Origin of the sequence: Acinetobacter sp. 22301 (assembly GCF_052045285.1) — a bacterium.
GTDB classification, from domain to species: domain Bacteria; phylum Pseudomonadota; class Gammaproteobacteria; order Pseudomonadales; family Moraxellaceae; genus Acinetobacter; species Acinetobacter pittii.
Genome location: NZ_JBQEOR010000001.1, coordinates 167,842 through 184,059, shown reverse-complemented (window position 1 = coordinate 184,059; position 16,218 = coordinate 167,842). Strand labels below are relative to the sequence as shown.

Here is a 16,218-nt window from a genome sequence, read left to right as displayed (position 1 = left end):
AATTATTTAAAAGTTAAAGTATATGGATAATCTATAAGTCTGGAAGAATTTTTAATGAATATTATTATTCGTGATGAGCAAGCCGAAGATATTGAAGCCATTGAAGAATTGACAAAAGCAGCTTTTCAAAATGCTGAGCACACAAGTCATACCGAGCATTTTATTGTTAATAGTCTAAGAGATCACGGACAACTTACTATTTCTCTAGTTGCAATTGAAGATAAGTCTATTATTGGACATATTGCTATTTCTCCGGTTGAGATTAGCTCAGGCGAAATAGGTTGGTATGGTTTAGGTCCTATCTCAGTTCAGCCAAATAAACAAGGATGCGGTGTTGGCTCTCTTCTCATCAATAAATCACTAGAAAAATTAAAACAACTTGGCGCTCAAGGATGTGTTTTATTAGGTGATCCGAATTATTACAGCCGATTTGGTTTTAAAAATTATCCTGAGCTAATTTTGCCCGATGTACCGAGTGAATATTTTCAGGCTCTAACTTTCTCGGGCAATATTCCAAAAGCGAATGTCAAATACCATGAGGCTTTTAATGCAACGCAATAATAAAAACTTACTATCTTCAAAAGAAAACTCCTAAAAATAGGAGTTTTCTTTTTCATTGGTTTTGAACAATATTTACTTAAAATATTAGCTTTTATTTAACACGCTCAATTTGGAAAACTTCAATATCGGTAGGCTTAACTCTATGCTTATCTACCTCACCAACGACACGTACTTTATCCCCTGCTTTTAGTTCAAGAGGTTTCCATAAATCATCATCAATATCAATTATGATTGAACCAGTTGCGTCTTTTAACTCAAAATGATCCCCAGCAATATGCTTTACAATCGTACCAGTTAAAGTTACTCCAGATTCATCAGCCAAAGTTTTTACTTTGGACACTGTGACTACATTTTTTGTTGCTTCTTTTAATAAAGCAGCATCTGGTTTAGCCATCACAGCACTACTTCCTAATAAAGCAAATCCAGCCAATGTTGTTAAAAGTATTTTTTTCATGACGATTACCTACTTTTTAATATTCTTAGTTATATAAACAAATTTTTTTAAAGTTATAGATTTAGCTTTTGTGGCTTTTTGTATCTTATTAGGGTCTTTGTTTAATGAGAATAAATAGTAACATTAAAAAATTCTTTAAGTTCTCTTTTCCAACAACTATTTTATGGCCTTTATTTTTTTCGTGAATTTACTTAAGAAAGCTTTTTCTTAAGTAAATTAAACTCAGCATTTAAATATCACTTCATTGTTAAGCAACAAGTTGTCCTAAATTCAATAAAATATTTATGGCTTCTGTCTCGTCCTCGGTTTGCATAACAATCATTCTGTCATAAGAAATTCCACCAACCTCAATATAAATTTTTGGATGTGGAAGCTGAGGAATATAGACTTTTAGTGGTTGATAAAGAGCAAGAAGATAACCAAATGAATCATAAGGATAATGATCATCTTTTAATGTCTTCTTTATAACAACATAGTTGTTCAATATATTTAAAATAAAACCATATTCATTTTCAGAATGAAATTTAGCGTCCATACTTACCTCCTTGATTAGTTAATATTTTTATAATCAAACTTAAAGGTTAAATTTCTGATCTGAGGATATTTGAACCAATTTATTTTAAATATAGAGTTCTATTTAAAATAATGAGTTTCTAATTTAAATATATTTAAAACCAAGTGTATTAGTCAACATATTTTGAACAGCACCATTAAAAATAAATATTTTGTGTTACAAATCACGCTTTAAGACAAAAATAAAAAGATATAAAAAAACCCATCTTACGATGGGCTTTGAGCATTCATCTAGATTATGAATCTTTATCCATTGAATGAGGAGTTGTGGTTTTATCTTGCTGTTTTGTGTCGTTTTCACCTTGGCAAGCACTCACACTCAAAGAAATAAAGGCGGCTAAACCCAAGGTCGCTATAATTTTTGTCATGTTTCACCTCATGAATTGTTCAGATTGATGAGTTAATAAATACTTTTTATTAGTTTTACGATCAGCATAGGTTTCTAGGCTTTTTTGTAGATTTAGCGCAAAAATGTAAAGCTATTTAGTTTTAACTTTAAGTGCCCATTTAAAATTTAACTCACCAAGTTCAGAGCCGAGCACCTAAAATAAACTTAAATTAAATATTAACTGAATGCCTGAGCGTTTTGAGGAGTAAGTCATATAAGTGATCTACAGCTTTAGACTCCAAAGATGCTCGACTCCGATAAACAGCGACCTCCATAGGTTCTAAAGGTCCTAAGCCATGATCAGCACTTAAAATAGTTAAATGCTCAGGCGCACTACACTGTGTGAACACAGCAATTGCTAAACCACTTTCCACTGCTGCAATTTGACCAGCTAAACTTGAACTGTTGTATACTACCCGATAACGGCGTCCCTGTAAGGCCAAAGAATTAATAGCACTCTTTTTGGCTTGACTAGTACTTTCATAAACTGCAATTGGGAGTGGATCTTCTCGCCAGAGTTCAAACTGTGGAGAGCCTACCCACACCATTGCTTCATGAAATAAAAGTGTTCCTTGACGAGCGTTATCTCTCGAAATTAATGCCAAGTCTATATCCCCAGTTTCTACCCGTGGTATTAACGAAGTAGACTGCTCACAAATTAATTCAATTTCAACACCTCCATAACGTGGAGCAAAACGCTTAAGTACAGGCGTTAAATATTTTGCAGCATAATCATCGGGCACCCCAAGGCGTATACGCCCCTTCAGCTCATCTCCGTGAAATGCCATTTGGGCTTCTGCATGTAAGTCAAGAATACGGCGCGCATAACCTAAAAGTAGCTGTCCTTGAGACGTTAATTCAATTTGTCGGTGCGTTCGTATTAAAAGTTGGCAATGTAGGGCTTCTTCAAGTTTTTTTAGTTGCATGCTAACAGCTGACTGTGACCGATATAACTCAGGTGCTGCGTTTGATAAAGAGCCTGTATCTACTACGGTGACAAAACACTTTAGCCAATCAATCTGTAAATTTTTTAAAGTCATTAGAATTTATCTATTCGATTTTCAAATAGTATATAAAAGAATTATGCGCTTTTCTTTATTTATTGTCTCTTTCATACTGAGCTTATAAGAAGTTAAAACAATTTATTTTTAACGTCGCTAACGGTGAATTGATTAACAACTGAATAACTCGTTAATCACTGTCCTTACTAACAATTTTATCACTTCGTATTTCTTAGGTATTACGCACTAGGAGGAGGTTTTATGCGCCTAAATAAACAGATGCTTGCGTCACAAAGTGCGACATCCACTTTCGTTTTACTTTGGGGAAGTGCTGCGATTTTTACTCGATGGGGACTCGACAGTGCCTCACCTATAGCATTATTAATTCTGCGCTTTGCCACAGCTTTGTTTGTTCTATTGTTAATTGCTATTTTTAGAAAAAGACTTTTACCTAAGCATGGAACTCGAAAGCAAGTTTTATTAACTGGACTCCTCATTATTGCAGGTTATTCAATTTGTTATTTTAAAGCCATAGCTCACGGAGTCACCCCTGGTTTAATGGCCACAATCATGGGAATACAGCCAATCTTGACACTTTGTCTTTTAGAAAAGAATTTACAAAAAGAAAGATTATTAGGTCTATTGATTGCTTTAGCCGGACTCATCCTTTTAGTGTGGAAAAGCTTAACTATGTCTTTTATCGCTCCAATCGGAATATTCTTTGCCTTAGCAGCACTGATCTGTATCACTTTTGGTGCCATCATGCAAAAAGACATTCAACAAGCCCCAACAGATGTCTTACCGCTCCAATATATAGTTAGCCTTCTAGTTTGTTTATTTATAGTTCCATTTGAAAATTTTGAAATAACGTGGAATTCACAACTCATTATTTCGGCCTTATTCCTTGGAATTTTAATTTCTGTAGTTGCTCAACTTTTACTTTACCGTCTTCTAAATCAGGGCAATCTTGTAAATGTAACAAGCCTATTTTATTTAGTGCCTGTCGTTACTGCACTTTTAGATTTTTTAATTTTAAAAAATAAGTTGCCGCTTGCGGGCTTAATAGGAATGATTGCAATTTTAATAGGCTTAACGCTTGTATTTAAAAAGAAATAACTCATTTAAGGTACATTATAAAACCCTCGAATGAGGGCTTTATGCTGAGTTAAAGACTAGTCTAAACTTTTCCAATCTTTACCAATTTGAGCTAATGCTGGCAGTTCATCGCTATTAAAAACATTAGAATTACGATCAATAGCAAATCGATAGATGGGCACAGAATCAGCTTGAGTTTTTTTATAGAAGCTGAAATTTTCAGTAATATGGTAATTGCCGGCTTCTGTAGATTTTACAGCTGCACCTGATGGAATATGGATATAACTTTCACATTCCACTTCAATATTATTTCCAGCAAGATCTTGGTAGGAAAATTTCATGTTTTGATCCTTTCTAAATTTTTATGATTGAGAAAAACTTAACATGCTATCTGGCTAGATTATTGAAACTTTTTTCAACTAATTGTTTAAGTGTGTGTATTTAGTTAAAACTAAAAAATATTATCTCTAATATTTCTACTCTATCTCACAATCCCAATACTTTAAAAGCTCGCTCATCAAGTTCTTTAAGCTCCTCAAGTGTATATAACCGTCCTTCTGGATCAAAAAACTTATCAAAATCAAATTCCCCTTCTTTATATAATTGATATCTTTTAGGCCCTAACCATTCTTTTTGAAAGAAATCATCTGTTAGTTTAAAAAACTCTTTAAATGACATATTTGCATCTAATTGGCCAATTAACTGTTCACGTTCATTTTTAGGAATATCCCTAAATTTTCTCTCATCCATAATGAAGGCTCGGCTGCCAACTAGCTGACCATTTTCATGAGTTGGAACTAGAATACTGCGGCAATGAGGATGTAAAGGCGGAACTCTTTTTGTAGGATCATTAATATCCCAAACACTACTATCAAGGGCTGCACATATTTTGGAGGTTCTGCCATCAAGAACACTTACAAATCTGACATATTCAAACTTTAACTGTTTATAGCTGTTTAAATAGGCCTGATTGGATATATGACTTCGAATCGTACGCACAGTTCGTTCAATATCAATCTTAGAGCTATTTAGTAGTCCATCTTCATATTTAAGGCGTTTAGTCCCTAGAATCCGCTGAATAATTTGTTGATTCGTCGCTCCAGTATTGAGGCCATCCCGAATTGCATACTCCACTCTTTGACGGGCGACCTCGGCAATTGTAGAAAATAACTCCTCCACCAATGCTCCACCTGCTAAAGGAACACGTTTAGCAGCTTTATAGAGCTGTTCACCTTTTAATTCTTTATGTTTGCCACCAAAAACTTTTGACATATATTTGGCTTCATAGACAGCCAATGCCACAGCAGAGATGGTAAAAGTTTCAATGAGCACATCATTGGTGGTATTAAACCACTGAGAAATCAGTGCACGTAACTCTTTTAATGGGGCTGTTGAGTAAAGCCCACCCGCCAATGCGGTTTTTTCCTTTTCATTTAGCTCATCTAACAAGTTACTTAGTTTGGTAAGCATATTAACTGTTTCGGAATTAAATAAATTAAGAAGTTCATTAACCGATCTTGAAGATGCTCGATATAGATAAGCTTGATGTTGAGTCAGAACATCAAAAAGTGATTTCTGATGAAGATTAACCATAAAAATTACCTCTACAGAATTGCCCTTTTTTGTTATTTTCTATTTTCTGCCTTACCTTATGTAATTTGCTTATTATTAATATCTCTAGAATAAGTTATGACTAACAAGTGTACCTACGTAAAGTTATTTAACTAATAGCTTATCCTTGTAATTTATATCTTTATAAACTTGTCTCGTGTCTAACTACACCATCTCTTTAATACTGAGTAAAACAGCATTACTCGGAATATTTTTAAGTATTTTCTTTTGTTGTTTTCGCCATTCTTTATGAAATTTTTTATCAGATTGTTCAGAAAAACTGTCTGTATTCTTATTAGCATATGTAGTACCCGTATTTGATGATTGTATACATGGCCAATTGTTTAATTGAGGTGTTAAAACCGCATTACTCATCAATGAAAGTTCTTCTAATCTAATTAAGTTCATATTTACTTCCTTGCTTATATCTAGCTCCTGATGTCTTCAACATGTTCAAACTTTATATTGAACCGTTAAAAGATAGCTATTGTTTTATTTCCTAAGCCAATCAGAGCCTACACAAATACCACACCCTTAAAAATGCAAAGTGCAAGTTTTGTGTATTGATTTACCAATGATGTAACTTGCTATACGCTCAAATAAATTAAGTTTAAATAGAATGAAAAAGGTATTTATAAGGTTTTCTTCTCAGTTGCTCCAATTTCAGATATACTGACCTTAGTATGAGATGAGCCTTATATAGTTCATTGGTAGATCAATGAATGACTAAGCCCTTCGCTTTTGAGCAAGGGCTTTTTTAATGTGTGTAATTTGGAAAAATTACTTTGATCTGACTCAGCAATTCAAGCCTCGGTTTGCCTTTACTGAACAGGTCTGTTAGATTGGTCTTGTTCATCAACTCCTATTGTCGATGAATACTGAAGCCTGATTCGTAGCATCAGGCTTTTTTTATGCCTAGATTTTATTAAAGATCAGAACGGCTTTTCTGATAAAAGCCTATAAAAATTAAAAAGACTCTACGATCCTAAAAACAATTTCTTTTCAAGAGCGCGGCGTCTAACCAATCCAGCCAAACGCTTACCGCCTGCGTTTACCCATACATCAAATTGGTTTGCGGCCCCTTTGTAATCACCTGAATTTAATTTTTTTAATAAGGTCGATTTTTTAAAGGCTCCTGCCCCGATGTTATAACTTAGTGAGACTAATGCGTCGAATTGATTTTGCTTTAAAGGAACTTTTACAGCGCCATTGACTGCACGCTCAAATATTTTCAAATCATGCTGCATATATGCTTTGGCCTGCTCAAGAGTACATGTGTCACCTTTTTGAACGCTCAAACCGTTTGGGTATCTGGTTGTGCCATAACCAATGCTCCAGACACCTACGCCATCATCATAAGCACTGAGTCTTAATCCTTCAAAATTACAAATATGATTTACCCCTTCCTGACTCAGAGACATCTCATCTACCGCAAAACCAATTTCCTCATCGCCATTGTCTGTTGCGGTAGCAATCGGACTATTTGTAGCGGCACGTGACCGAGACTTGGTAGTAAAAAGCTTGCAAAGATAATCCAATATTTTTTGCATCTAATCCTCTGTCATCTTACTTTTTCTCTGTAACCCAAAGTGTAATATACCCTTGAACTACAGACTGTCCATCTGCTCTATAGGCATTTACTTTTATTTGCATATCGCCAACTTTCCATTCTTCATCAATTGTTGCGACGACTTTAATATCAGAATCGGCTTTGGCGACATAATTTACGTTCATGCCTTTAGGTAGCCATCTTAAATGTTGAGGAATAGATGCTTCGGTTAGTACACCCATAACAAATTCTAATCCATTACATATGGCAATAACGTGAACTGTTCCTATGTGATTTTCGACTGATTTATTCTTTTTGATGAAAGCTTCACACACGTCAGCATCTAGTTTTTGAATAATTGGATTTACTGTTTGAAAATATGGAGCAACACGGCTAACAACTTTTGACAACAACGTTAATCCACCTGGTATTGCTTTCAATGTTCTAAAAGCGAGCAAAACGTCATTAATTGGTGGTACAGCGTTATGTTTGATTTGGTTGGCAAATTTATAAATATAATTACTCATAGTTTTACTTCTGGCTGAGAATAAGAATTTAATAAATATATAGCCTCATATCTCTAGACTCATTGCTTAACTTTCATGTTTTTTAAGTCATTAATGATAATTTTTGAATAACATCTAGGGTTTGTTGTTGTTCAACCAAATACGCTAGAAATTAAAATGCCCAATATAAAATTGGGCTATAGATTATTCTTCGACTTCTATGGGATCGCCATCTTCAGGTCGAATATGTCGCTCACCATCATCTGCCGGATCGACACTAGAGCCATCTTTGGTAATACTGTTATACAACTCATCCTCTTTTTTATCATCGATAAATTCTTCATCTGCAAAATCAAGAGGCTCTTCATCATCATCAAAATTTAAGGGTTTTTCTTCATCTATCATGAGATTTATCCTTTACTTCACTTGTCCCATACCATGCTCAAATAATTAACAGATACATTCAACATGAAACAATCATCATTTATGTAACAGACACTTTAAGATACATAATAAAGAAAACCGCCTTCAAAGGCGGTATAAGCTCTAAATTGTTAAAGATAATTGGCGTATTACTTCTATATATTTTAAGAAGGTAGTTTATTATTTTTAATATAATCATCTGATTTAAAATAATTAACAATCATTTCTGCATTTTCTTCTTTTACAGGTAAAGTAGTTACTGGAATATTTTCATTTCCCATACTAAAGCCTTGAGGGACCAACTGAGAAATAGGAGGAAATTTGGCTTTACCTCCCTCAGTGATTCTTTCAATAAATCCTGCAAGCCATAAAATAAACTCACCTTCATTATCAAACTTAGGCATAAGACTAAAATCAATTTTTACCGAGCATTGCTCGATGGGCTTGGTTAAGCAGTCTTCAAAATTAATAAAATTATACTTTAATTTGAATTCAGTACCTTTTATCGCATTACGAATAAGCCCAACCAAACAATTTAAATTTTCTATTACATCATCAGAAAACAAGTTGTCATTTTTAATTTTTTTATAAACCTTATCTGCTATAGCTAGATATTTTGGCATCTTAACCTCCTATCTTCTCATGCGTATATTTATATACTTCTTTAAACTATTATTTTTTTATGTAAGATAGGGTAAAACTCATCAATTAAATGTAAGAAATACAAGGTTTTTGAAAGTTAATAGTAAATTACTTATCAAAAACATTTAAAAATGCGAAACATGCAACATAAAACATCAAAATAAAAGAAGATTTTGAAAAATTTTCTTTCAATTTATTTTTATAGATGAGCAATACTTCCAATACTAACTTACCATCCATTTAAGATGAAGCATGCTTATATAAGATATTAATTTAATTAGATGTTTTTTAATTTTTATTGTTTTCAAGGTGATTCAAAATACTACTAATTTTTAAAAACAAGTAACCGAAAAGTAGTCCATTAAATATAATAAAAAGACCAACAGTGACCATTTCTTTAGACCACACTTGAATAATGTCTAAATTATCATTTCGAGTTTCAACTTGCCCATATGACAAAATAAAAGCTAAGCCTAAGACAATTCCAAACAAAATCACAACCCATGCTACAACTGATGTTGTCTTACTTTCTTTAAGAGATTTTTTCACTTCACTCATAATTTTTCTTGATAAACTTCTAGATTTACATATTCTTTTATATTAATTCGCTATGTACTTAAAGTTTTATTTCTTTAACTTTTTGATAAAAATGTTATTAATTTTTATATTTTGTTTATCAAAAATATTAATTAGTATATTTAATATTTCTGTAACCTAAAAATTTTAAAGTAAATAGTATTAAAGATATTTATAACAAAGGGGCGAATTTAATATAAATAAATGAAAATCCTTTAAATCCGCTCCTCATGTTTAGTAAGATCTTATTTTATTTTACCTGAAATTTAATATTGAATTTTCTTGCTTGTTTTCTTACTTCCTGATTAGATGGTAAAACAAATGGACTTGAACGCCAGATAGCTTTTTCAATACTTGTTTTAAATTTTTGCTCTTCTTTATCTAAAAAGATAATTTGCTCGATTTCTCCAGTATCCGTTAAAAAGACCTTAACACTTGCGCTCATACCTGTAGAAGACTTGGGAATATCCCATGTTTTATAAATTTTCTTTTGATATTGTTTTTTATATTTTTCAGCCTCTGAAATAATTTTATTATCAGCCACTGGCGCAGGAGTAACTTGTTTATGACCTGTAGCACACCCAACTAACAAAAATAAAGAAGCAACAATAGTGAAGTTTTTCATTTAAAATACCTTATTTTCAATAACTAAAATTTAACAGTTTAGAATTAAAAAAACCACCCAAAAGGTTTTATTAATTATTATGAGTTAGCAAAAGTGTCAAGCCACCTTTGCTCTGCCCTTTTTTTAGTTAATATTTTATTTTCATTAAAAAGGAACTTCATAACGAAAATTTAGATTCGAATTTTCTGATATATTTATATTATAGACATCTCGATCAGTAAAAATCCCGTGTTCAGGTGTTTTAAAACTATTAAAAGCTTTATTCTCTGGAACTATTGGAGGTTTATTCAAATAATTTTCTTGAGAATTATATGGAGATGAAGCACAACCAATCAGCCCAAAACCCAATAAAGATATAACTAAAAATGTCTTCATAAATTTTGTCCACTTTGATAAAAGCTACACAATTTAACAAATTGAACTGCTATTGTCACACCAGAATAATTTAGTTTAACTTAACAATAAATATATCGAATGTATTTTAAAAAGAAATAACTAATTTCAACTTCTATAAAAACAAATAAAGCTGGCCCATATAGGTTTTCAAAACTGGATGTATTAAAGACTCTATTCTACTTTTAAGATTTCCTTGATTTTTAACCAATGATCTATTTATTAACGTTTAGATTTTAAGGATTATTATGCGGCTACATTTTATTGTTCATGAAGATTTTGAAGCGCCTGGCGCATATGAAGTTTGGGGCAAAATGAATAACTTCAAAATTACCTATTCAAGAGTGTATTTAAATGAAGTTTTGCCAACTTCTGTTGAAGATATTGACTTTCTTATTGTAATGGGTGGCCCACAAAGTCCCGATACTACATTAGATATGTGCCCTCACTTTAATTCATTAGCAGAACAAGCAATCATTAAAAAAGCGATTGAAGCAAATAAAGTGGTTATTGGGGTATGCCTAGGATCTCAATTGATCGGTGAAGCTTTAGGTGCCAAGTTTGAACACAGCCCTGAGCGAGAAATTGGTAAGTTTCCAATTATGCTTACAGATTATGGAATAACGCATTCTAAGTTTTCTCACTTAGGAAAAATGACCGAAGTTGGCCATTGGCATAACGACATGCCAGGCTTAACTCCCAACGCAAAAATTATTGCTTTTAGCGCAGGGTGCCCAAGACAGATTATTGAATATTCCAAATTAGTTTATGGCCTACAATGTCATATGGAATTAACTTCAGAAGTAGTTGAATTGCTGATTCAACATTCAGAAATCGAGTTAAATGATGCTCATAATTATAAATTTGTGAATACTCGTGAAGAATTATGGAAGCATGACTATCAAAAAATGAATCAAAACCTCTTTATTTTTCTGGATAAATTGAAAGAAGAATATTCAAAACGATCTTAAAAAAATGAGTGTAAAGAGCCTTTTTAAATTGGCTTTTACGCTCCGCTACAGATCTTATTATTTACCAGTTGATCAAGCATACTTGAAGTCAAACCTTCAAAAATAAAATTTTAATGTTACAATACAGTGATTTACTCAATTTCAATTGGACTCCCAAAGAAATGAATAGATTTTTATTAACTTTTTTATCTTTAAATATTGGGCTTTTTTCTTCTTCCACTTTTGCTGAAACAAACACATTTCAAACCAAACAAGAATATAACCGCCCTAGATTTAATCAGCATAAAAGTATGCTTGAAGTAAATTCTAACACTCAGAACTATCAGCTGACTGAACAACAAAATTCATTTGACTCTCCTCATTCCCAAAACGTAGATTTTTTTGAAATTGCAAAACAATATCAAGAAAATGAAGCAAAGCCTTCTTCGTTTACTGATGAAACAGTGAATATGAGCAATCATGAGCGTAGTCTTTATTACATTAGACATCATGATAATGTGGGTATTCAAAGAGAAATTCGTGGCCAACAGTTTAAATCGCTAAAACAACAGCGAGATAAAGGTGTTATTTCTAATAATGTATATAAAGAAAAGGTCTACAAAATCTTAAATCAACCTAACTTTAAATAAATTTGAAGCCCTCTTCGGAGGGCTTTTTAAATGTTACTTTTAGGAATGCCACTTCCTTCATCTTTACAGCTCTCAATTCATAGGCATTGCAGCCTCACCTATAGCAAAAGTAAATCAATCATGTGAAAAGCTAACAGAGATCATTGAGCAAAATAGAACTCAGTCATGAGAGTCTAAAAATTTAATGGTATGGTAAATATGAGCTTCTAAAAAAGAATCGACTGCTAGCTTTTGTTATTTCTATTAGTATTTTTACTTTTTATCATAATACTTTTTATACCGAATGGTTTACAATTAAGACTAATATCATTGGTTTTCAAATAGATTTTTTTACCTGCTACTAAAAAAGCCTTAGTAATCAATTTAAATGTAAAGAAGCCATTAGCAGAGGAACTAAATGGATTATCATCAAGCGTTAATGGAAACGGGTTTATCAGCTACACCTTCGCGAGTTGCTATTTTTCGTTTTTTACATGAGAACGATAAGGGAATAACTGCAGAAGAAATATACCTACTATCTCAAAAGAAAAATTTAAAAATTAGTCTAGCCACGACATATCGTACTTTAGCGGAACTCGAACATAGAAAATTAATTAAAAGAGTTGTTTTGGGTAAAAGTAATAGAGGGATTTATAGACCAGCCTCTAATAAAATTAGTTTAAATCTTATTAATACCAAAACTGGAAAATCTCATCCTTTTGAATATGATGAAAAAGTAGAAGAACTACTAGAATGCTTGTTGAAAAAAATTGATGAAAAAGCGTTAAATATTGAAGTAAATATTTATAAGTAACCTATAAATAATCTACGCTACTTAATTACTCGCCTTGTTTTTTTAAACCTCAGCCCACTTACGAATTAAGTTGTGATAAGTATTGGTTAAGTTCAAAACTTCTTTATGATCATCACCTAGTTGCATACGTAAATTTTGAATAGTTTGGTCTAGATTAAATAACATATGTCGCTCTGCATCATCACGAATCATGCTCTGAACCCAGAAAAAAGACGCTATACGACAGCCTGAAGTAATAGCGGTGACTTCGTGTAGACTGGTAGATGGATACAAAATCATATCACCAGCAGGTAATTTAATCTCATGATATCCATACGTATCTTCAATTATGAGTTCCCCACCTTCATACTCTTCTGGTTCACTTAAAAAAACCGTACACGATAAATCTGTTCTTAAACGCTGATTACTACCACGTATGAGCCGTATTGAATTATCTACATGAAAACCAAAAGACTCATGATTTTCATAGCGATTAAATAATGGTGGGATTATATCTAGGGGAATTGCGGCAGATAGAAATAATGGATGTTTTCCTAAAGCATCAAGAATGATATTGCTCAGTTGATGAGTTAGAGGATCTTCTTCAGGCAATTGCTGATTATGTTTTACTGTAGCTGAAAGTGTACCAGCAGTGACTTTTCCATTAACCCATTCTGCTTTGTCCATTTCTTGACGGAAAAACTGGACTTGGTCTTTATTAAGTACATTTGGAATATGGTGAATCACGGCGATACCTTTAAAAATAGCTTTATTTAATAAAATAGCCTCATATTGAGGCTATTTTAGATTACTTATTCAAACTAATAAATTTTTAAACTTATTAGTATTTAAAGTTAACTGATAATACTGCGCTACGGCCTTCTGCTTCAGTTGCATAGTGTGAAGCATATGCTTTAGTAAAGTAACGCTTATCAGAAAGGTTATTTAAGTTAAGTTGCAAGTTAACATTCTTGTTAACGTCATAACGAGCCATTGCATCATATCGAACATATGAAGGAACCCATTTTGTATTAGCTGCATCACCATATACTTTGTCAGCATAGAAAGCGCCAGCACCCACAGTAACTTGAGGCAATACTTTATATGTAGTCCATAAAGTTGCAGAGTTTTTAGGTACGTTTGGAAGTTGCTTACCCTTAGCTGCATTTTCTGGATTACATACACCAGCACGACTACAACTTGGCCCTGGATCAGTATTTTCACTATCTAAGTAGGTGTAACCTGCGCTCACAGCCCATTTATCAGTGATATTTCCGTTTGCTGAAAGTTCAATACCGTCAACTTTACTATCGCCGCCATTCGTATAAGTGCTTGAGTCAACTTGAATACGTGTATTTTGTTTCTCTGTACGGAAAATGGCAGCAGTTAAATTAAGTTTTTCGTTTAGAACGTTCCACTTTGTACCCAATTCAATGGTTTGGCTTTCTTCTGGTTTAAGGTCCATATAAGCTTGACCGATTGACTCAGAACCATCACCGCCATCAACACCTACAGGGTTAGCAGAAGTTGCATAACTTGCATAAATACTACCATTTTCAGTAGGTTTGAAAGTTACGCCTGCATTGTAAGTAACAAAATCTTTATTACTCTCGATTTTAGCGCCAGTGGCATTTGTCACCTGTTCGGTATCAAACTTATCCCAACGAACACCTAAATCAAGTAACCATTGAGGATTAAACTCAATATTATCTAATAAATAGACAGAAGTATTTTTTGTAGTCGTTGTCGTAGTTGCTTTATTGGCGATACGACCACCTAACCACGCATCTTTAGAATTAGGATTAGTTAATGAAGTACACCATGCATCATTAATAGCACAATCACTATTAAAACCGCCCGTTGTAGAACCTGCGTACCCCGGATATGTTGTTGTGTAGCTACCTTTATCTGACTCTTGATCACTGTATTCTGCACCGACATTAAAGCTATGCTTGATAGCTCCAGTATTAAACTTACCTCTTAAAGATAATTGATCGGTGAAAATATCAGTGTCAGTAATTCGAGAGTTAATACGGCGCCAAACTTTACGGTTTGCTACATTACCTTTTGAATCATCTGGCTGAGTCCAAAGGTAATCATTTTTTGATTTGCTGTAGAGTACAGTGTTAGCAAGAGTAAGATTTTCATTTAAATCATGCTCTACTTTAAAAGTACCAATATGATTTTCTTGTTTTTGGAAATCACGACCTTTTAAACCATAGTAAATACCTTGTTTAACATCAACAGGCTTACCAACAGTTGCCTTTTTAGCCGTATCGTAATTATATGGAACACCTGAATCTGGAGTGTCATCAGATCTTAAGTAGTAATAACTTAAAGTTGCACGTGTTGGTGTATCCAATCCAAATGTAATGCTAGGTGCGATACCTACTCGCTTGTATTCAGCGCCCTCGCTTTGACCCGCTTTTTCATTTTTATGCCCCATAAGAACAACGCGACCAGCAGTACCATTACCGAAGTCTTTATTACCATCTAATGTGATACGTTGATAATTATCGGTACCTGCTTGTACAGAGCCTTCTAAAAAGTCACCTTTTTTAGCAACTTTAGAAATCATATTGATGCTACCGCCAACAGAACCTGCACCACCCATAGAAGAAGCGGACCCCTTAGTCACTTCAACTTGCTCGATAGCAAATATTTCACGGTTTTGTGATGATGAGTTACGAATACCATCAACGTACATCGAACTTTCTGAATTGTAACCACGAATAAATGGCCGATCCCCATTCGGGTTACCGCCTTCTCCTGCACCTAAGGTAATGCCTGGTACAGTACGAAGTGCGTCACTTAATGTATTTACTTTGATATCTTCAATAAGTTGTTTTGAAATTACTGAAACTGATTTTGGTGTATTTAATAGAGGTGCGACAAATTTAGAGTTAGCCGATTTATCAACTTTAAGGCTCTGTGCAACCTCTGCATCTGCTTGAACATGAATTAATGGAAGCGCTACAGAATTTTCCTGAGCAGCCATTGCAGTTGTAGCTACAATTGATAATGAAGAAGCTATTGCTGATTTAGCAATCTTCTTGCGAGACTTAATAAATTCCATATATATTTTGTGTGTTCATGTAAATATTAGCGCGAATAATAATGATTATTGATTATTAAAACAATAATTTAATATAAAAATCCTATAACAAATGTTCAATAAAAATTAATAATTATTTGATTTTAATTAAAAATATTTATGAAATTATTTTCAATTTCACACAAATAGCCTTTAAACTCAACTTATTACCTGTTTATCTCCATTAAGTTTGTAATAGTATACTTTTGATCTCACCACTACTTTTATACTTACTGTGTCTTTAAATAGAAATTATATGTGGCTGTACATAAGAGGGCTTCGATCTTTTAACAGCCAATGTCTAGCTAGAATCTTATTATTTATATCTAAATCATAGTCAGCTCTTTGAAATTAT

At 33.1% G+C, this 16,218-nt stretch carries 21 protein-coding genes; 5 read left to right on the top strand and 16 right to left on the bottom strand.

Features of this window, described 5'->3' with window-relative positions:
- Positions 1-54 precede the first annotated feature (54 nt).
- Positions 55-561, top strand: coding sequence for a GNAT family N-acetyltransferase (locus ACTJJH_RS00860; protein ID WP_440600562.1), 507 nt, complete (start codon positions 55-57; stop codon positions 559-561).
- A gap of 91 nt (positions 562-652) precedes the next feature.
- Here ACTJJH_RS00860 and ACTJJH_RS00855 read toward each other — a convergent pair whose 3' ends face one another.
- The 4 genes from ACTJJH_RS00855 to ACTJJH_RS00840 all read right to left on the bottom strand — a co-directional run bounded on the left by ACTJJH_RS00855 (position 653) and on the right by ACTJJH_RS00840 (position 3,016).
- Positions 653-1,015 carry a NirD/YgiW/YdeI family stress tolerance protein gene (locus tag ACTJJH_RS00855; protein ID WP_119685180.1) on the bottom strand — a complete coding sequence of 121 codons (363 nt, stop codon included), beginning with the start codon at positions 1,013-1,015 and terminating at the stop codon, positions 653-655.
- 247 nt (positions 1,016-1,262) lie between these two features.
- Positions 1,263-1,550, bottom strand: coding sequence for a hypothetical protein (locus ACTJJH_RS00850; protein ID WP_017398397.1), 288 nt, complete (start codon positions 1,548-1,550; stop codon positions 1,263-1,265).
- A gap of 274 nt (positions 1,551-1,824) precedes the next feature.
- Positions 1,825-1,956, bottom strand: coding sequence for a hypothetical protein (locus ACTJJH_RS00845; protein WP_002114618.1), 132 nt, complete (start codon positions 1,954-1,956; stop codon positions 1,825-1,827).
- Between the two features lie 190 nt (positions 1,957-2,146).
- Positions 2,147-3,016 carry a LysR family transcriptional regulator gene (locus ACTJJH_RS00840; RefSeq protein ID WP_064786282.1) on the bottom strand — a complete coding sequence of 290 codons (870 nt, stop codon included), beginning with the start codon at positions 3,014-3,016 and terminating at the stop codon, positions 2,147-2,149.
- 222 nt (positions 3,017-3,238) lie between these two features.
- On the opposite strand from ACTJJH_RS00840, the gene ACTJJH_RS00835 reads away from it, so the two are divergent.
- On the top strand, positions 3,239-4,093 hold the full coding sequence (locus ACTJJH_RS00835; RefSeq protein ID WP_440600561.1) for a DMT family transporter: 855 nt from the start codon (positions 3,239-3,241) through the stop codon (positions 4,091-4,093).
- A 56-nt stretch (positions 4,094-4,149) separates the two neighbouring features.
- On the opposite strand, the gene ACTJJH_RS00830 is transcribed toward ACTJJH_RS00835, so the two are convergent.
- The 10 genes from ACTJJH_RS00830 to ACTJJH_RS00785 form a co-directional block, all read right to left on the bottom strand.
- Positions 4,150-4,413 (bottom strand): hypothetical protein, encoded by a 264-nt coding sequence (locus ACTJJH_RS00830; RefSeq protein WP_046813690.1) that lies wholly within the window; start codon positions 4,411-4,413, stop codon positions 4,150-4,152.
- Positions 4,414-4,558: 145 nt separating this feature from the next.
- Entirely contained in the window at positions 4,559-5,665 is a 1,107-nt protein-coding gene (locus ACTJJH_RS00825; RefSeq protein WP_440600560.1) for a minor capsid protein, read from the bottom strand.
- 183 nt (positions 5,666-5,848) lie between these two features.
- Positions 5,849-6,091, bottom strand: a complete 243-nt coding sequence (locus ACTJJH_RS00820; protein WP_032038193.1) for a hypothetical protein — start codon at positions 6,089-6,091, stop codon at positions 5,849-5,851.
- Positions 6,092-6,660: 569 nt separating this feature from the next.
- Positions 6,661-7,233, bottom strand: a complete 573-nt coding sequence (locus ACTJJH_RS00815; protein WP_336029779.1) for a lysozyme — start codon at positions 7,231-7,233, stop codon at positions 6,661-6,663.
- Between the two features lie 16 nt (positions 7,234-7,249).
- The gene (locus ACTJJH_RS00810; protein ID WP_032038196.1) at positions 7,250-7,759 is read right to left on the bottom strand and encodes a hotdog fold domain-containing protein; all 510 of its coding nucleotides are present in this window, start codon (positions 7,757-7,759) and stop codon (positions 7,250-7,252) included.
- A gap of 183 nt (positions 7,760-7,942) precedes the next feature.
- Positions 7,943-8,143: a hypothetical protein gene (locus tag ACTJJH_RS00805; RefSeq protein WP_002114613.1), complete on the bottom strand. Its 201-nt coding sequence runs from the start codon at positions 8,141-8,143 to the stop codon at positions 7,943-7,945.
- 182 nt (positions 8,144-8,325) lie between these two features.
- Positions 8,326-8,784 carry a hypothetical protein gene (locus ACTJJH_RS00800; RefSeq protein ID WP_005803530.1) on the bottom strand — a complete coding sequence of 153 codons (459 nt, stop codon included), beginning with the start codon at positions 8,782-8,784 and terminating at the stop codon, positions 8,326-8,328.
- A 307-nt stretch (positions 8,785-9,091) separates the two neighbouring features.
- The gene (locus ACTJJH_RS00795) at positions 9,092-9,361 is read right to left on the bottom strand and encodes a hypothetical protein (RefSeq protein ID WP_005803531.1); all 270 of its coding nucleotides are present in this window, start codon (positions 9,359-9,361) and stop codon (positions 9,092-9,094) included.
- A 268-nt stretch (positions 9,362-9,629) separates the two neighbouring features.
- Positions 9,630-10,004 carry a TonB C-terminal domain-containing protein gene (locus ACTJJH_RS00790; protein WP_284090485.1) on the bottom strand — a complete coding sequence of 125 codons (375 nt, stop codon included), beginning with the start codon at positions 10,002-10,004 and terminating at the stop codon, positions 9,630-9,632.
- A gap of 144 nt (positions 10,005-10,148) precedes the next feature.
- The gene (locus ACTJJH_RS00785; RefSeq protein ID WP_005068685.1) at positions 10,149-10,379 is read right to left on the bottom strand and encodes a hypothetical protein; all 231 of its coding nucleotides are present in this window, start codon (positions 10,377-10,379) and stop codon (positions 10,149-10,151) included.
- Positions 10,380-10,645: 266 nt separating this feature from the next.
- On the opposite strand from ACTJJH_RS00785, the gene ACTJJH_RS00780 reads away from it, so the two are divergent.
- The 3 genes from ACTJJH_RS00780 to ACTJJH_RS00770 all read left to right on the top strand — a co-directional run bounded on the left by ACTJJH_RS00780 (position 10,646) and on the right by ACTJJH_RS00770 (position 12,790).
- Entirely contained in the window at positions 10,646-11,368 is a 723-nt protein-coding gene (locus ACTJJH_RS00780; RefSeq protein WP_440600559.1) for a type 1 glutamine amidotransferase, read from the top strand.
- Positions 11,369-11,481: 113 nt separating this feature from the next.
- Positions 11,482-11,997 carry a hypothetical protein gene (locus ACTJJH_RS00775; protein ID WP_440600558.1) on the top strand — a complete coding sequence of 172 codons (516 nt, stop codon included), beginning with the start codon at positions 11,482-11,484 and terminating at the stop codon, positions 11,995-11,997.
- Between the two features lie 397 nt (positions 11,998-12,394).
- A complete protein-coding gene (locus ACTJJH_RS00770) occupies positions 12,395-12,790 on the top strand; it encodes a Fur family transcriptional regulator (protein WP_005073733.1) in 396 nt (131 codons plus the stop codon).
- A 42-nt stretch (positions 12,791-12,832) separates the two neighbouring features.
- Here ACTJJH_RS00770 and ACTJJH_RS00765 read toward each other — a convergent pair whose 3' ends face one another.
- Both ACTJJH_RS00765 and ACTJJH_RS00760 read right to left on the bottom strand, forming a co-directional pair.
- A complete protein-coding gene (locus ACTJJH_RS00765) occupies positions 12,833-13,516 on the bottom strand; it encodes a Fe2+-dependent dioxygenase (RefSeq protein ID WP_032038201.1) in 684 nt (227 codons plus the stop codon).
- A gap of 94 nt (positions 13,517-13,610) precedes the next feature.
- Positions 13,611-15,845 carry a TonB-dependent receptor gene (locus tag ACTJJH_RS00760; RefSeq protein WP_440600557.1) on the bottom strand — a complete coding sequence of 745 codons (2,235 nt, stop codon included), beginning with the start codon at positions 15,843-15,845 and terminating at the stop codon, positions 13,611-13,613.
- Between the last annotated feature and the right edge of the window lie 373 nt (positions 15,846-16,218).

What these genes read in the sequence shown, in the direction of transcription:
- ACTJJH_RS00810 (WP_032038196.1), bottom strand. Translation starts at nt 7,759, where the DNA reads ATGAGTAATTATATTTATAAATTTGCCAACCAAATCAAACATAACGCT.
- ACTJJH_RS00760 (WP_440600557.1), bottom strand. Translation starts at nt 15,845, where the DNA reads ATGGAATTTATTAAGTCTCGCAAGAAGATTGCTAAATCAGCAATAGCT.
- ACTJJH_RS00815 (WP_336029779.1), bottom strand. Translation starts at nt 7,233, where the DNA reads ATGCAAAAAATATTGGATTATCTTTGCAAGCTTTTTACTACCAAGTCT.
- ACTJJH_RS00855 (WP_119685180.1), bottom strand. Translation starts at nt 1,015, where the DNA reads ATGAAAAAAATACTTTTAACAACATTGGCTGGATTTGCTTTATTAGGA.
- ACTJJH_RS00835 (WP_440600561.1), top strand. Translation starts at nt 3,239, where the DNA reads ATGCGCCTAAATAAACAGATGCTTGCGTCACAAAGTGCGACATCCACT.
- ACTJJH_RS00820 (WP_032038193.1), bottom strand. Translation starts at nt 6,091, where the DNA reads ATGAACTTAATTAGATTAGAAGAACTTTCATTGATGAGTAATGCGGTT.
- ACTJJH_RS00790 (WP_284090485.1), bottom strand. Translation starts at nt 10,004, where the DNA reads ATGAAAAACTTCACTATTGTTGCTTCTTTATTTTTGTTAGTTGGGTGT.
- ACTJJH_RS00775 (WP_440600558.1), top strand. Translation starts at nt 11,482, where the DNA reads ATGTTACAATACAGTGATTTACTCAATTTCAATTGGACTCCCAAAGAA.
- ACTJJH_RS00830 (WP_046813690.1), bottom strand. Translation starts at nt 4,413, where the DNA reads ATGAAATTTTCCTACCAAGATCTTGCTGGAAATAATATTGAAGTGGAA.
- ACTJJH_RS00840 (WP_064786282.1), bottom strand. Translation starts at nt 3,016, where the DNA reads ATGACTTTAAAAAATTTACAGATTGATTGGCTAAAGTGTTTTGTCACC.
- ACTJJH_RS00800 (WP_005803530.1), bottom strand. Translation starts at nt 8,784, where the DNA reads ATGCCAAAATATCTAGCTATAGCAGATAAGGTTTATAAAAAAATTAAA.
- ACTJJH_RS00795 (WP_005803531.1), bottom strand. Translation starts at nt 9,361, where the DNA reads ATGAGTGAAGTGAAAAAATCTCTTAAAGAAAGTAAGACAACATCAGTT.
- ACTJJH_RS00860 (WP_440600562.1), top strand. Translation starts at nt 55, where the DNA reads ATGAATATTATTATTCGTGATGAGCAAGCCGAAGATATTGAAGCCATT.
- ACTJJH_RS00770 (WP_005073733.1), top strand. Translation starts at nt 12,395, where the DNA reads ATGGATTATCATCAAGCGTTAATGGAAACGGGTTTATCAGCTACACCT.
- ACTJJH_RS00805 (WP_002114613.1), bottom strand. Translation starts at nt 8,143, where the DNA reads ATGATAGATGAAGAAAAACCCTTAAATTTTGATGATGATGAAGAGCCT.
- ACTJJH_RS00785 (WP_005068685.1), bottom strand. Translation starts at nt 10,379, where the DNA reads ATGAAGACATTTTTAGTTATATCTTTATTGGGTTTTGGGCTGATTGGT.
- ACTJJH_RS00845 (WP_002114618.1), bottom strand. Translation starts at nt 1,956, where the DNA reads ATGACAAAAATTATAGCGACCTTGGGTTTAGCCGCCTTTATTTCTTTG.
- ACTJJH_RS00850 (WP_017398397.1), bottom strand. Translation starts at nt 1,550, where the DNA reads ATGGACGCTAAATTTCATTCTGAAAATGAATATGGTTTTATTTTAAAT.
- ACTJJH_RS00780 (WP_440600559.1), top strand. Translation starts at nt 10,646, where the DNA reads ATGCGGCTACATTTTATTGTTCATGAAGATTTTGAAGCGCCTGGCGCA.
- ACTJJH_RS00825 (WP_440600560.1), bottom strand. Translation starts at nt 5,665, where the DNA reads ATGGTTAATCTTCATCAGAAATCACTTTTTGATGTTCTGACTCAACAT.